The sequence below is a fragment of the Pantoea pleuroti genome (genome assembly GCF_014156615.1).
Classification (GTDB): Bacteria; Pseudomonadota; Gammaproteobacteria; order Enterobacterales; family Enterobacteriaceae; genus Pantoea; species Pantoea agglomerans.
This window is the reverse complement of sequence record NZ_SBFD01000006.1, coordinates 300,372-314,641: the sequence shown is the minus strand read 5'-3', so window position 1 is coordinate 314,641 and position 14,270 is coordinate 300,372. Positions and strand designations below refer to the sequence as shown.

Genomic DNA, 14,270 nt, shown 5'->3' with positions numbered 1-14,270 from the left:
TTCTCTGGAAACCCCGCCGTTTTTATTTGTTCAACGCCCCACTACGCTGTGGTTACCCGCGTTACCGGCAGGGGCCGCCGTATGCAGCAGAGCGCCAGCGCCATAATGAAAATGGTCGCGGTCTGATTATAGGGCAGCACCGAATCGGTCAGTCCGGTGGTAAACAATGCCACCATCGGCAGCGCCACGCCGCGCAGATCACACTTCTTCAGCCAGCCCGCCAGCACCGTCAGATAGAGCAGCGCCAGCGACGCTGTACCCAGCCATCCCTGCAATGACGTCACTTCGAGGAACTCGTTGTGCATGTTGTATTTAACGTTGGTGAAGCCTTCGACATTGAGAGGATAGTGCGCAGTGATGAACTGACGCGCCTCAGTGGTGCGCGCATCCGGCGTCGCAAAACCGCCATGGTGCTCAATAAAGTTGACCGCTCCGCCCCAGATGGCGACACGTGCGCCCAGCGAGGTCGAACTGTTTGAACCAAAGTTCTCAATATCCTGCACCCCCTCTACCCAGCGGTTGCTGGTCATCAGAATCAGCACCGCCATTACGCCCACCAGCAGAGCGCTAATCCGCCAGTTGGTCAGCAGCGACAGCCGGTAGGTCTGCACCAGGAAAAGCAGCCCCACGGCAATCAGCGCAATCAGGGTCACACGGGTGCCGCACAGGTAGAGCAAGGCAAAGGTCACTGCCAGCACAGCGATATCGGCCACCTTCCAGTAAGCGTGCGTCTCATAGCGGCTTAGCCAGAGCCAGGCACAGTAAATAAACAGAATCATGTAGGAGGACATGGAGGCGGCTTCGGTGGTGAGCTTGATGCGAATATTCTCAGTGTAGAGATGCTCGTGGATACCAAAGCCCAGCGTAATCAGCAGGCCGAGAAGGATGAGCCCTTTTCCGACGCGTAGCGTGGTCAGGGAGACCCGATCCCCATAAACAGCCAGACTGAGCAGCACAAAGGCACCCATCAACAGCCGCTTCGCCCCCAGCAGATAGTTGCCGATATTGGTGATGGCATCGGTTGAGGGCGCGGTTTCGATCCCCTTCACGTGTATCGCCCAGAACAGCCGAATCAGGGCAAAGATAATCAGCACAGCAAACAGGGCGATATAAAAACCATTCTCTTTAAAGTCCATCCGCCTGCGCACCAGGCCATACAACACGGACGCGATAGAGAGATAAGAGACCAGATAGAATATTTTTTGCGGCAGGCCGGTAACAAACATATTCAGCGACAGCGCCAGGCAGAGCGCAATAACTGAAAAATTAACCATTAACGTTAATCCATTGCGACTGATTTTATTCGTCATGCTTAACCTCAGTAAGGCGGTTAAACACACTCATCAGGTGCTTCATATAATTTTCCTCATAAAAACTGGTGATGCTCGCTTTAATAGCCTGATGATCGGGGAAGTGGAAATCCCCGCTCATGGCGTTGAGAATCGCGGCCAGCGCCATGCTGTCATGGGTGGGATAGAGCTGACCATTAATACCGTTCTGAATAATTTCCGCCGGGCCACTGATGCAGTCGGATGAAACACAGTAGACGCCGCGCGACATCGCCTCCAGCAGGATCAGCGGAAAGCCTTCGAAGTTAGAGGTCATGACCAGGCAGGTGACCTGTCTGATATGGCGGATGACATACTCCCAGGCATTTTCCTGCCAGCCATGCCAGGTGATGCGATCCTGAATGCCGAGTTGCGTCACATAGTGCTGACATTGCGTCAGATCTTCCCCGTCCCCCACTATCTCCAGCGTCCAGGGCGCATCCAGTTGCTGCAGAGCATCAAACAGATCTTTAAGCTGTTTCTGCCGCTGATAATGGACGCGACCAATATAGAGGAACTTCAGCGCCTGGGGTCTGCCGATTACCGTGTCATTGCGTTTGATCGGGTTATAGATAACGTCAACGTCAGTGACGCGTGCGCCCAGTTCCACCAGCTGCTCTTTAATCTGATTACTGATCGCAAAATGGTGATCGGCCCGCAGCAGATAATGGGGACGATAACGTTCACGCGGAGGCAGGTGCATCCAGCTCGACAACACGATTTTACGTCCTGAAAGCGTGATTGCCCGGCGCGTCATCAGGCAGGGAATGGTGTTGAGGGTCAGGACATGATCGGGCTGATAACGACGAAAGAAGGCGGCCATTCTCAGCGTATGAATAAGATTTTTTATTTTCTTATTGCGCAGCGTGCAGACGCTCTCAGCCAGAACAGCGTTGGCGGTCCAGGCGCGGGAGTGGCTCTCCTCACCGCTGTTGATAATAAACAGCCCTGCTTCGGTACCGGGTTCCGCATTCAGGGCCGTGATCAACTGTCCGGTCACATTTTCCATACCACCACGACCGGCCATCAGATCCGTCACCAGCACAATCCGTTGTTTCCTGACGTTATCATTATTTTTCATTGCTTTATCCATGCCCTGTGCCGTTCGCTTTTCATCCATCCACTCTGCGGTGAATGTCATTAATAGAATATTCTAAAAAAGAGCATAACAATATTTAAACCAGAAATTTTCCCCAGCCAGAACCGCACTTGTCGCTGGCGACGTTGAGTTCCTGCGCGGCGGCGATTATTCTGAGCGTCATGAAAACGCCTCGTCTCCCCATTGCCCTGCAGCAGGCCGTGATGCGCTCGCTGCGCCAGTCGCTTGAACGTGCGAATCAGGCGCTGAAAACCCGTTATCCGGAACCGAAACTGCTCTACCAGCAGCGTGGTACGGCGGCGGGCACCGCCTGGCTGGCATCCTGGGAAATTCGCATCAATCCTGTGCTGCTGCTGGAAAACCAGCAGGCATTTATCGATGAAGTGGTGCCGCATGAGCTGGCGCATTTGCTGGTCTGGAAGCAATTTGGTCGCGTTGCGCCGCACGGCAAAGAGTGGAAATGGATGATGGAGCAGGTGCTGGGCGTTCCGGCACGGCGTACTCACCAGTTTGAGATCGCATCCGTACGCAGCAACACCTTTGCCTACCGCTGTCAGTGCCAGCAGCATCAACTGACGGTGCGCCGCCACAATCGCATACTGCGCAAAGAGAGTGAATATCGCTGCGTGCACTGCGGCAGCCTGCTGATCGCGGGTGAATTTGTCGCGTCCTGAGAAGAATCCCCATTCCGCCCTATTCCACATTCTGTTACCCTGCCGCCCTTTTTCGTACTGAGTAGAAATCTGGAATATGTCTCGCATACTAAGTCTGGCGGTTGCGCTGCTGTTTGCGCCCGCCGCTGACGCCCTCAACCTGAATAACTATCATCAAAATAACTTTCAGCAGGCCAAAACCTTTGCGGCGGCGATCAACGCCGATGCACCGGGTTCTTTTTACTGTGGCTGTAAGATTCAGTGGCAGGGAAAAAAGGGGATTCCCGATCTCAACAGCTGTGGCTATCAGGTGCGCAAAAACGCCAATCGCGCCGCACGCATTGAGTGGGAACACGTGATGCCCGCCTGGGAGTTTGGCCATCAGCGTCAGTGCTGGCAGGATGGCGGTCGTAAAAACTGCAGCAAAGATCCCGACTACCGCCGCATCGAAACCGACCTGCACAACCTGCAGCCTGCGGTGGGTGAAGTGAATGGCGACCGTGGCAACTTCGCCTACAGTCAATGGAACGGCAGCGAGCAGCAGTACGGCCAGTGTGAGATGAAGATCGACTTTAAACTCAAACAGGCGGAGCCACCTGCGCGGGCGCGTGGTGCCATTGCCCGCACCTATTTTTATATGCGCGACCAGTATCATCTGCGTATTTCGCGCCAGCAGACGCAGCTGTTTACCGCCTGGAACAAGCTCTATCCCGTAACAATTTGGGAGTGCGAACGCGACCAGCGCATTGCAAAGGTTCAGGGCAATCATAATCCTTATGTGCAGCAGGCTTGCCAGCGCTAAAATCCCTGCCCTACACTAGCTCTTTTTCCAATGACGCCGCTGCAGCGCGGCGTCCGGTCTCAGGAACCTTATGCGCATACCTCGCATCTATCACGCCGGGCCATTAAGCATCGGCAGTGAAATTACCCTGGATGAAGATGCATCCAATCATGTGGGCCGGGTGCTCCGGATGACGGCAGGTCAGCGTCTGGAACTCTTTGATGGCACTAATCTGACTTTTGCAGCAGAGATCACGCATGTTGATAAAAAGCGTGTAAAAGTATCGGTCACAGAGAGCCAGCCGGACGATCGCGAGTCACCGTTACATCTGCATTTAGGTCAGGTGATGTCGCGCGGTGAAAAAATGGAATTCACTATCCAGAAATCGATCGAACTGGGCGTGAATGTCATTACACCCTTGTTTTCCGAGCGCTGTGGCGTAAAGCTTGATGCTGAGCGTCTGGCGAAGAAGATCCAGCAGTGGCAGAAAATTGCTATTGCCGCCTGCGAGCAGTGCGGCCGTAATCGCGTGCCGGAGATTCGTGAAGCGATGACGCTGGAAGCCTGGTGTGCAGAAGCGGATAGCGGTCTGAAGCTTAACCTGCATCCGCGCGCCAGTCACAGCATCAACACGCTGCCCCAGCCTGTTGAGCGGGTAAGGTTGCTGATTGGCCCTGAAGGCGGTTTGTCTGCGGACGAGATTGCGATGACGGCGCAGCACGATTTTACTGACATTCTGCTTGGCCCACGGGTATTGCGAACCGAAACTACCGCGCTGACGGCCATTACGGCACTTCAGGTGAGGTTTGGCGACCTGGGTTAAGCGATACTTTCAGCGGAAAGAGAGCAGGCATGATGTCCTGACCGATCGGCCCACTGCAGACCGAACCAGACGAGGCGGTAAATGCCGCCTCACCGAGGAGATAATAATGATTAAACTTGGCATCGTGATGGACCCTATTTCGTCCATCAATATTAAAAAAGACTCCAGCTTCGCTATGCTGCTGGAAGCACAGCGCCGTGGTTACGAAATTCACTACATGGAGATGCACGATCTCTCCCTGCGCGGTGGCGTGGCCTCTGCCCGCACCCGCCTGCTGACCGTCGAGCAGAATCCTGAGAACTGGTATCAGTTCGGCAGCGAGCAGGTGATCCCGCTGGCTGACCTGAATGTGGTGCTGATGCGCAAAGATCCGCCATTCGATACCGAGTTCATCTATGCGACCTACATTCTGGAACGCGCTGAAGAGCTGGGTACGCTGATCGTGAACAAACCGCAGAGCCTGCGTGACTGTAACGAAAAGCTCTACACCGCCTGGTTTGCCGAGTTTACGCCTGACACCCTGGTGACCCGCAGCAAAGCGCAGCTGCGCGCCTTCTGGCAGGAGCATGGCGACATCATCATGAAGCCGCTGGATGGCATGGGTGGTGCGTCGATTTTCCGCGTGAAGAAAGATGATCCTAACTTTGGCGTGATTACCGAAACCCTGACCGAGCATGAGAGCCGTTTCTGCATGGCGCAGAACTACATAGCGGCGATCACCGAAGGCGACAAACGCGTGTTGGTCGTCGATGGCGAGCCGGTGCCTTACTGCCTGGCGCGTATTCCGCAGGGCGGTGAAACGCGTGGCAACCTCGCCGCCGGTGGTCGCGGTGAAGCGCGTCCGCTGAGCGAAAGCGACTGGGAAATCGCGCGCCGTGTTGGCCCGACGCTGAAAGCAAAAGGGCTGATTTTTGTCGGTCTGGACATCATCGGTGATAAACTGACTGAAGTTAACGTGACCAGCCCAACCTGCATTCGTGAAATTGAGGCTGCGTTCCCGATCTCCATCACCGGCATGTTGATGGATGCCATTGAGAAGCGCCTGGGCTGAGCATGACGCCGGGGCGAAGCTCCGTGATCAACCCAATACCGGTGCGGCCGTCGCGTGCCGGTTATTTTTTGGTACATCGTGTGAGAATGAATCTACAACATCACTTTTTGATTGCCATGCCTTCATTGCAGGATCCTTTCTTCAAACGTTCCGTGGTCTATCTCTGCGAACATAACGAAGAGGGTGCAATGGGACTGATCATCAATAAACCCATGGAAAACCTGACGGTTGAAGGCATTCTGAAGAAGCTCAAAATCTCTGCTGACGATCGCGATCCGGCGATCAAGCTGGATAAACCGGTGTTTACCGGCGGCCCGCTGGCGGAAGATCGTGGCTTTATCCTGCACTCCGCACAACGCACCTTTACCTCCAGTATTCGTGTTTCCGATAACACGATCATCACCACGTCCCGTGACGTGCTGGAGTCGATCGGTACGGCGTCTCAGCCCACTAACGTGCTGGTAGCGCTGGGTTACTGCGCCTGGGAAAAAGATCAGCTGGAGAATGAGCTGATGGAAAATGCCTGGCTGACCACGCCCGCTAACAGCAACATCCTGTTCCAGACGCCGATTTCAGAGCGCTGGCGCGAAGCGGCGCGCAGTATTGGCGTCGATATCCACAACATGGCCAGCGACGCCGGACACGCCTGATGTCAACTCAAACTCTGTTAGGATTCGACTTCGGCACCAAAAGTATTGGTGTCGCCGTAGGTCAGGAACTCACTGGCAGCGCCCGTCCGCTGACCGCCCTGAAAGCGCAGGATGGCATCCCGGACTGGCTGATAATCGAAAAGCTGCTGAAAGAGTGGCAGCCCGATTTCGTGGTGGTGGGATTACCGCTGAATATGGATGGCACCGAGCAGCCGCTGACCGATCGCGCACGTAAATTTGCCAACCGCCTGCACGGGCGCTTTGGCATCCGCGTGGAGCTGCAGGATGAACGACTCAGCACGGTAGAAGCGCGTGCAGGCCTGTTTGAACGCGGCGGCTATCGCGCGCTCAATAAAGGATCGGTCGACTCACAGTCTGCTGCCATCATTTTGCAGGACTGGTTCGAAAACCATTACTGACATCCTGACTCAATCAGTCCGGCTGCCTGACGTGCCAGTCTGCTCTGCTCAAACGTCTGCATACCGACCTGTGCGCCGGTTTGTAACAGCGCAGGGATCTGGTGCATCTTGCCTTCTCTGATCAGATTGGTGATGCCCGGTGTGGCGATCAGGACCTCAAACAGTCCGATGCGCGAACCGGCAACTGATGGCACCAGCCGCTGTGCAATTACCGCTTTCAGGCTGCCCGCCAGCTGAGTACGCACCAGCTGTTTCTCCTCTGCCGGAAAGACATCAACCAGCCGATCCACCGCCTGCGCCGCGCCACGCGTGTGCAGCGTCGCCAGCACCAGATGGCCGGTCTCCGCAGCCGTCAGTGCCTGACGAATAGTGTCGCTGTCGCGCAGTTCGCCCAGCAGGATGACGTCGGGATCTTCACGCAGTGCTGCCTTTACCCCCAGCGAGAACGAACCGCAGTGCAGGCCGATTTCCCGCTGCTGTATCAGCGACTGCTGGCTGTGATGGATAAATTCAATCGGATCTTCCAGCGTGATGATATGCCGCGCCTGCTGGCGGTTCAGCGCATCGACCAGCGCCGCCAGCGTGGTTGATTTACCGCTGCCGGTCGCTCCCGTCACCAGAATCAGCCCATCCTGCTGCTCCAGCAGCGTCGGGACAATGGCGGGCAGTTGCAGGCTCGCAAGCGTCGGGCATGCCGTGGCGATGATGCGCAGTGCCAGTGACAGGCCGTTGCGCTGCATAAAGAGATTCGCGCGCAGACGCTGACCATCGGCCAGGCTCAGGGCGAAATCGAGCTGCCCTGCGCGCTCCAGCTCCTGACGCTGCGGGTCACTGAGCCAGCGGGTCATAAACTGCGCCATCCATGCGCCAGAAAGCGGGCACTGCTGCGGCATCGCCTCCAGCCTTCCCTGCCGCCGCCAGTAGGGCAAATGTCCGCTGCAAAGGTGCAGATCGGCGGCATTATGCTTTACACTAAGCTCCACCATTTCATCCAGATTCATAATTTCTCCTGACTATGACCTCAATCCAGCAGAACCTACAGCAAGTGCGGCAGCGAATCGCTGCTGCTGCCGCGAGTTGCGGCCGCGCACCAGAAGAAATTACCTTGCTTGCAGTCAGTAAAACCAAACCTGCGAGCGCGGTCGAAGAAGCCTTTGCCGCTGGCCAGATTGCCTTTGGTGAAAATTACGTTCAGGAAGGGGTTGAAAAGGTCCAGGCACTGGCTGCACATCCTGAGCTGGAGTGGCACTTCATCGGTCCGCTGCAGTCCAATAAAAGCCGTCTGGTGGCGGAACATTTCGCCTGGTGCCACACCATTGACCGTCAGCGCATCGCGCAGCGGCTCAACGATCAGCGGCCTGCTTCGCTGCCACCACTGAATGTGTTAATTCAGGTAAATATCAGTGACGAGAACAGCAAATCTGGCATCATGCTGGAGGCCGTATCCGGGCTGGCGGAGCAGATCGCTGCCCTGCCGCAACTGCGGCTGCGCGGATTAATGGCGATTCCGGCAGCAGAGAGTGATTACGCGCGGCAGCTGGCGGTGTGTCAGCAGATGGCGGAAGCCTTCCGGCAGCTGCAACAGCACTATCCGCATGCAGACACGCTTTCGCTGGGAATGAGCGATGACATGGAGGCGGCAATCGCCGCAGGCAGTACGATGGTGCGTATCGGCACCGCCATTTTTGGCGCACGAGATTATGCGCACAACTCACAACAATAACAGAGGAACTTCATGTTAACACTGACGTTTTTAGTAAAAACGCTGATCGATCTCTACGTCATGGTGCTGCTGTTACGCATCTGGATGCAGTGGTCCCGCTGCGATTTTTACAATCCAGTGGCGCAGTTTGTCGTAAAAGTGACACAGCCGATTGTTAAGCCGCTGCGCCGTATACTGCCGGCACTGGGACCGATTGATACCGCCTCGCTGCTGCTGGCATTTGTGCTGACCACGCTGAAATACCCGATTTTATTGCTGATTCAGGTGGGCGTTTTCTCGGTCGACCCAACCAATCTGCTGGTCGGCCTGCTGTCGCTGGTTAAATCCGCCGGCTATCTGGTTTTCTGGGTGATTATTATTCGCTCCCTGATGAGCTGGATCAGCCAGGGCCGGGGGCCTGTCGACTATCTGCTGGTGCAGTTAACCGAGCCGATGATGGCACCTGTTCGCCGTATTCTGCCTGCGATGGGCGGCATCGATTTCTCAGCGATGATCGTCATCCTGGTGCTGTATGCCCTGAACTTTCTCGGCATGGACCTGTTCCCGGGTCTCTGGTATCTGCTGTAAATGAATCAAACTGGAACTGTTATGCAAAAAGTTGTCCTCGCAACCGGCAATCCCGGCAAAGTGCGTGAACTGGCGGAGTTACTCTCCGCCTTTGGTCTGGATATCGTCGCACAGACCGACCTTGGGGTTGAATCGGCGGAAGAGACCGGTCTAACCTTTATTGAGAACGCGATTCTCAAGGCGCGTCACGCGGCACAGATCACCGGATTACCGGCCATTGCCGATGATTCCGGCCTGGCCGTGGATGCGCTGGGCGGCGCGCCCGGCATCTACTCGGCGCGCTACGCCGGTGAAGAAGCCAGCGATCAACAGAACCTGGAGAAGCTGCTGCAGGCGCTGGAAAACGTGCCGGACGGTCAGCGCCAGGCACAATTTCACTGCGTGCTGGTCTATCTGCGTCATGCGGAAGATCCGACCCCGCTGGTGTTCCATGGCAGCTGGCAGGGTGAGATCACCCGCGCCGCCGCTGGTGCCGGTGGTTTTGGTTACGACCCGATTTTCTTTGTTCCGGCGCTGGGTAAAACCGCGGCCGAACTGAGTAAAGCGGAAAAAGGTGCAGTTTCTCACCGGGGTAAAGCATTGACGCTGTTGCTGGAAGCGATGCGTAATGCCTAATCTGCCGCCGTTAAGTCTCTATATCCACATTCCTTGGTGCGTACAGAAATGTCCCTACTGTGATTTTAACTCCCACGCGCTGAAAGATGAGGTGCCGCACGTTGAATACGTGCAGCATCTGCTGCGCGATCTGGAGATCGATTTACCGCTGATCAATGGCCGGGAAGTGCGCACGATCTTCATCGGTGGCGGCACGCCCAGCCTGCTGAGCAGCAGCGCGATGCAGATGCTGATGGATGGTGTGCGGGAGCGTCTGACGCTCTCACCCGACGCGGAAGTGACCATGGAAGCCAATCCGGGCACCGTGGAAGCGGACCGGTTCAGCGCCTATCAGCGCGCCGGTATCAACCGTATTTCGATTGGCGTACAGAGTTTCAGTCCGCAAAAACTGCAGCGTCTTGGCCGCATTCACGGCCCGGAAGAGGCGGTCCGCGCCGCTGAACTGGCAGAGTCGCTGTCGCTGCGCAGTTTTAACCTTGACCTGATGCATGGCCTGCCCGATCAGTCGCTGGAAGAGGCGCTCGACGATTTACGTCAGGCGATTGCGCTTAATCCGCCGCATCTCTCCTGGTATCAGCTCACGATTGAACCCAACACTCTGTTTGGCTCACGCCCGCCGGTGCTGCCGGATGATGATGCGCTATGGGATATTTTCGAACAGGGCGATCAGCTGCTGCAGGCTGCCGGTTATCAGCAGTATGAGACCTCCGCCTACGCGAAGCCGGGTTATCGCTGTGAACACAACCTCAATTACTGGCGCTTTGGCGACTATCTGGGGATTGGGTGTGGCGCACACGGCAAGCTGACGCAACCGGATGGCCGCATAGTCCGCACGGTGAAAACCCGTCATCCGCGTGGATTTATGCAGGGGAACTACCACGAAAAGCAGTATGACGTTGCCGATAGCGACAAGCCGTTTGAATATTTCATGAACCGCTTTCGCCTGCTGGAAGCCGCGCCGCGCGACGAGTTCAGCCGCTACACGGGTTTATCAGAGCAGGTGATCCGTCCGCAGATGGATGCTGCGATTGCCGCTGGTTACGTGACTGAAACCGCGGAGCAGTGGCAGATTACAGAGAAAGGGAAGCTGTTTCTGAATTCGCTGCTGGAGCTGTTCTTAGCAGAAGAGTAACAAAAGCGCCTCAGCCCGACAGGCTGAGGCGTTAACCTATTTTTTCAGTGCGCCGGTAAGCTGCTTACGCTGATCTTCCAGCGAAATAACGCGATTACACACCTCGTGACCGAAGTTCTGGAAATCCTGCTCCTGCTTGCTCCACTCAGCCTGAATCGACTGCTGCAAACCGCCCAGATTACCCATAATCGCCTGCAACGGATTACTGCCGCCGCTGCCCTGCTTACTGCCCATCTCGTTCAGGCTATCCTGCATCACGCCGCCCAGGGTCGACTGCACCAGCCTTTCACCTTCGGCGCGTACCTGATCAATCGCCTGATGGTGGAACGTCAGCCCATCTTCACGGTGTTCAATGATGCGGTTCATCTGCTGTTTCAGCTGACCATTCAGCGTGGTCAGGCGATTACGCACGTTGCTATCGGTGCCCAGTTTTTCAACGATGACCTGATCCAGTGCCGCACGCCCTTTCTCCAGACGTGATGTCGCACCGCTGTCGATCCACGGCAGATCGCGACGCAGCGCGTTCTGATAGTCGATCGCTTTCTGGCGTCCGGCCGTATCGAGCGTGACCTTCTGTCCATTGAATTGCACGTCGCCCTGCGGCGAGATTTCCATATTGCCGTTGGCACCGACCACCTGCACGCTCTGCGGCTTAATCACCACATCGTCCTGCGGCTTAACGCTGCATTCATAGGCTGCCTGAGCCTGGGTTGCTGCCACCAGCAGCACAGCAAGAAGCGCTTTACGCATCATATCTACTCCCTAAGATCGGGTCTGAAACCCTCTGATCGGGCCTCAGCCCGACACTGTGTGACGACTTAGTCCCACCAGACGTCAAAGAGTTCAGTCATCTGAACGTCCTGCAGCTTGCGATCTTCCAGCCATTTACGAACCAGAGCACGATGCTCATCGGTGCATTTGCCGGTTTTCTGCAAGCAAACCAGACCTTCCCACACCAGGTAACCGCTGCCATCGAAGGCCAGGCCGTTAGGATCGATCGCTTCATTGATGAACTGGTTCAGCGTCTCATCAATTTCGCTTTCGCTGGTGCCTTCCGGGAAGCGCCAGGCAACCGAGAAGCCCAGTTCCTGAAACTCATCGATATGCAGTTTTTTACGTAAACGGCGGCTGCGTTGTGTGGCCATTATTTCACCCTCTCAAACATTAAATCCCATACGCCGTGGCCTAAACGCTGCCCGCGCTGCTCAAACTTGGTCAGTGGACGCGTCTCAGGACGCGGCACATAATTCTGTTGTTCTGACTGGTTGCGGTAACCATCGATGCTGTTCATCACTTCCAGCATATGCTCCGCGTAGGCTTCCCAGTCGGTCGCCATGTGGAAGACGCCGCCCAGCTTCAGTTTACGCATCACCAGCTCGGCGAAAGGCACCTGAACGATACGGCGTTTATTGTGACGCGCTTTATGCCACGGATCGGGGAAGAAGAGCTGAACCATGCGCAGCGAGTTATCCGGAATCATCTTCTCCAGCACTTCCACCGCGTCATGGCACATCACCCGAAGGTTCTGCACATCGGCTTCTTTGGCGGCGGCCAGACAGGCACCCACGCCCGGCGCATGCACTTCAATACCCAGGAAGTTCTGATGCGGCGTGTTTTGCGCCATCGTTACCAGCGAAGCACCCATACCAAAGCCAATTTCCAGCGTCACCGGGGCTTCGCGGCCAAACAGCGCGGTCAGATCGACAGGCTCCGGCTGATATTCCACCCCCATGACCGGCCACAGGGTGTCCAGCGCCTGCTGCTGGCCTTTGGTTAAGCGGCCCTGGCGGCGCACAAAGCTGCGGATCCGGCGTAATGGCCGCCCGTTCTCATCAAATTCTGGGGTGATGACGTCATTAATCATGTAAAAGCCTGCTGGTTAGCCTGTTCCGGGAAACGGGCATTATGCAAAGTTCATAAGCAGAAGCAAGCCTTTGCAATCTTCCGGTTTACACCCAGGTGCGCATGTGCTGGAATTCCTGCCTGAGTGTAGAGTAAACACGGAAAATTTCCTTCTTATGATGCAAGCGCCGCAGTTCGCGCAACAGGTGCTGGACTGGTATCAGCGCTTTGGTCGCAAAACCCTGCCGTGGCAGCTGGAGAAAACGCCTTACAAGGTGTGGCTCTCCGAAGTGATGCTGCAGCAAACCCAGGTTGCCACGGTTATTCCCTATTTTGAACGCTTTATGGCGCGCTTCCCCACGGTCACCGATCTGGCTGCGGCTCCGCTGGATGAGGTGTTACATCTCTGGACCGGCCTCGGCTATTACGCCCGTGCGCGTAATCTGCATAAAGCTGCAAAACAGATTGTCGAGGTTCATCAGGGCGAGTTCCCGCGTAATTTCGATGATGTCTCTGCCCTGCCCGGCGTAGGCCGCTCCACGGCGGGCGCGATCCTGTCGCTGTCACTGGGGCAGCATTTCCCGATTCTGGATGGCAACGTCAAGCGCGTGCTGGCCCGTTGCTATGCCGTCAGCGGCTGGCCGGGTAAGAAAGAAGTCGAAAAGCGTCTCTGGCAGATCAGCGAAGAGGTCACACCCGCCGAGGGCGTCAGCCAGTTTAATCAGGCGATGATGGATCTGGGTGCTATCGTCTGTACCCGATCGAAGCCGAAGTGCGAAATCTGCCCACTGAACAGCGGTTGTGAAGCGTATGCCAGCAGCAGCTGGGCGAGCTATCCCGGTAAGAAGCCTAAGCAGGTGCTGCCAGAGCGCAACGGCTGGTTCCTGATGATGCAGGATGGTGATGATGTCTGGCTGGAGCAGCGCCCGCCTGTGGGCTTGTGGGGCGGCCTGTTCTGCTTCCCGCAGTTCACAACGGAAGCGGCGATGACCGACTGGCTGGCGGCCCGCGGCATCCATGCAAAACCGCAGCAGCTTACTGCGTTTCGTCACACCTTCAGCCATTTCCATCTCGATATCGTGCCAATGTGGCTGACGTGGCCTTCTGTCGGGGCGGCGATGGATGAAGCAGGCGGTCTCTGGTATAACTTAGCGCTGCCACCATCTGTGGGATTAGCCGCACCCGTTGAGCGCCTGTTACACGAGCTGCGCCATCCCCGACAACTGGCTTTGAACAGTTGTGAGATTAATGAGGAAGAATAATGAGCCGCACTATTTTTTGTACTTTTTTACAGCGCGACGCGGAAGGACAGGATTTTCAGCTCTACCCGGGCGATCTGGGTAAGCGCATTTACAACGACATTTCTAAAGAAGCCTGGCAGAAGTGGATGGCGAAACAGACCATGTTGATCAACGAGAAGAAGCTCAACATGATGAACCCCGAAGATCGTAAAGTGCTGGAGAAGGAGATGATCAATTTCCTGTTCGAAGGTAAAGACGTTCATATCGAAGGCTATACACCGCCAGAAGCGTAAACATTCCGGGCCTCATCGCTGAGGCCGGTTATCCAGGTCAGGCTTGCATTCCC

Annotated in this window: 18 protein-coding genes; 12 read left to right on the top strand and 6 right to left on the bottom strand. The window is 56.0% G+C overall.

From position 1 onward, the window contains the following. Positions 1-41: 41 nt before the first annotated feature. Together EPG66_RS16155 and EPG66_RS16150 are read right to left on the bottom strand one after the other, a co-directional pair. The gene (locus tag EPG66_RS16155; RefSeq protein WP_182687520.1) at positions 42-1,274 is read right to left on the bottom strand and encodes an O-antigen ligase family protein; all 1,233 of its coding nucleotides are present in this window, start codon (positions 1,272-1,274) and stop codon (positions 42-44) included. A gap of 25 nt (positions 1,275-1,299) precedes the next feature. Further along, on the bottom strand, positions 1,300-2,448 hold the full coding sequence (locus EPG66_RS16150) for a glycosyltransferase (protein ID WP_182687536.1): 1,149 nt from the start codon (positions 2,446-2,448) through the stop codon (positions 1,300-1,302). A gap of 140 nt (positions 2,449-2,588) precedes the next feature. On the opposite strand from EPG66_RS16150, the gene EPG66_RS16145 reads away from it, so the two are divergent. From EPG66_RS16145 to ruvX, 6 genes are all read left to right on the top strand, one after another. After that, entirely contained in the window at positions 2,589-3,101 is a 513-nt protein-coding gene (locus EPG66_RS16145; RefSeq protein ID WP_010671067.1) for a SprT family zinc-dependent metalloprotease, read from the top strand. 76 nt (positions 3,102-3,177) lie between these two features. After that, complete coding sequence (gene endA, locus EPG66_RS16140) at positions 3,178-3,882, top strand: deoxyribonuclease I (protein ID WP_031594098.1); 705 nt, start codon at positions 3,178-3,180, stop codon at positions 3,880-3,882. A 70-nt stretch (positions 3,883-3,952) separates the two neighbouring features. Then, complete coding sequence (gene rsmE, locus EPG66_RS16135; RefSeq protein ID WP_010248866.1) at positions 3,953-4,684, top strand: 16S rRNA (uracil(1498)-N(3))-methyltransferase; 732 nt, start codon at positions 3,953-3,955, stop codon at positions 4,682-4,684. A 106-nt stretch (positions 4,685-4,790) separates the two neighbouring features. Further along, on the top strand, positions 4,791-5,735 hold the full coding sequence (gshB, locus tag EPG66_RS16130) for a glutathione synthase (protein ID WP_010248868.1): 945 nt from the start codon (positions 4,791-4,793) through the stop codon (positions 5,733-5,735). Between the two features lie 86 nt (positions 5,736-5,821). After that, positions 5,822-6,385, top strand: coding sequence for a YqgE/AlgH family protein (locus EPG66_RS16125; protein ID WP_010248870.1), 564 nt, complete (start codon positions 5,822-5,824; stop codon positions 6,383-6,385). Further along, positions 6,385-6,804, top strand: a complete 420-nt coding sequence (ruvX, locus tag EPG66_RS16120) for a Holliday junction resolvase RuvX (protein ID WP_031594097.1) — start codon at positions 6,385-6,387, stop codon at positions 6,802-6,804. Before EPG66_RS16125 ends, ruvX begins: the two co-directional genes overlap by 1 nt. On the opposite strand, the gene EPG66_RS16115 is transcribed toward ruvX, so the two are convergent. Next, positions 6,798-7,805, bottom strand: a complete 1,008-nt coding sequence (locus EPG66_RS16115; protein ID WP_083070017.1) for a type IV pilus twitching motility protein PilT — start codon at positions 7,803-7,805, stop codon at positions 6,798-6,800. The two genes, ruvX and EPG66_RS16115, sit on opposite strands and share 7 nt — an antisense overlap. 14 nt (positions 7,806-7,819) lie before the next feature. Between EPG66_RS16115 and EPG66_RS16110 the strand changes: the two genes are divergently transcribed. From EPG66_RS16110 to hemW, 4 genes are read left to right on the top strand one after another with little or no spacing between them, the layout of a single operon-like run. Further along, positions 7,820-8,527, top strand: a complete 708-nt coding sequence (locus tag EPG66_RS16110) for a YggS family pyridoxal phosphate-dependent enzyme (protein ID WP_010671071.1) — start codon at positions 7,820-7,822, stop codon at positions 8,525-8,527. Between the two features lie 12 nt (positions 8,528-8,539). Beyond that, positions 8,540-9,094, top strand: coding sequence for a YggT family protein (locus tag EPG66_RS16105; RefSeq protein ID WP_010248879.1), 555 nt, complete (start codon positions 8,540-8,542; stop codon positions 9,092-9,094). A gap of 21 nt (positions 9,095-9,115) precedes the next feature. Then, complete coding sequence (locus EPG66_RS16100) at positions 9,116-9,709, top strand: XTP/dITP diphosphatase (protein WP_010671072.1); 594 nt, start codon at positions 9,116-9,118, stop codon at positions 9,707-9,709. Then, positions 9,702-10,841 carry a radical SAM family heme chaperone HemW gene (gene hemW, locus EPG66_RS16095; RefSeq protein ID WP_083070019.1) on the top strand — a complete coding sequence of 380 codons (1,140 nt, stop codon included), beginning with the start codon at positions 9,702-9,704 and terminating at the stop codon, positions 10,839-10,841. Before EPG66_RS16100 ends, hemW begins: the two co-directional genes overlap by 8 nt. Before the next feature lie 36 nt (positions 10,842-10,877). Here hemW and EPG66_RS16090 read toward each other — a convergent pair whose 3' ends face one another. The 3 genes from EPG66_RS16090 to trmB form a co-directional block, all read right to left on the bottom strand. Then, the gene (locus EPG66_RS16090; protein WP_010248885.1) at positions 10,878-11,594 is read right to left on the bottom strand and encodes a YggN family protein; all 717 of its coding nucleotides are present in this window, start codon (positions 11,592-11,594) and stop codon (positions 10,878-10,880) included. 65 nt (positions 11,595-11,659) lie between these two features. Then, on the bottom strand, positions 11,660-11,986 hold the full coding sequence (locus EPG66_RS16085; protein WP_003853403.1) for a YggL family protein: 327 nt from the start codon (positions 11,984-11,986) through the stop codon (positions 11,660-11,662). Next, positions 11,986-12,705, bottom strand: a complete 720-nt coding sequence (gene trmB, locus EPG66_RS16080; RefSeq protein ID WP_031594093.1) for a tRNA (guanosine(46)-N7)-methyltransferase TrmB — start codon at positions 12,703-12,705, stop codon at positions 11,986-11,988. The genes EPG66_RS16085 and trmB overlap by 1 nt, the downstream gene beginning before the upstream one ends. A 154-nt stretch (positions 12,706-12,859) precedes the next feature. Between trmB and mutY the strand changes: the two genes are divergently transcribed. Beyond that, on the top strand, positions 12,860-13,945 hold the full coding sequence (gene mutY, locus EPG66_RS16075) for an A/G-specific adenine glycosylase (protein WP_083070022.1): 1,086 nt from the start codon (positions 12,860-12,862) through the stop codon (positions 13,943-13,945). Beyond that, the gene (locus EPG66_RS16070; RefSeq protein WP_003853409.1) at positions 13,945-14,217 is read left to right on the top strand and encodes an oxidative damage protection protein; all 273 of its coding nucleotides are present in this window, start codon (positions 13,945-13,947) and stop codon (positions 14,215-14,217) included. The genes mutY and EPG66_RS16070 overlap by 1 nt, the downstream gene beginning before the upstream one ends. The last annotated feature ends 53 nt before the right edge of the window (positions 14,218-14,270 follow it).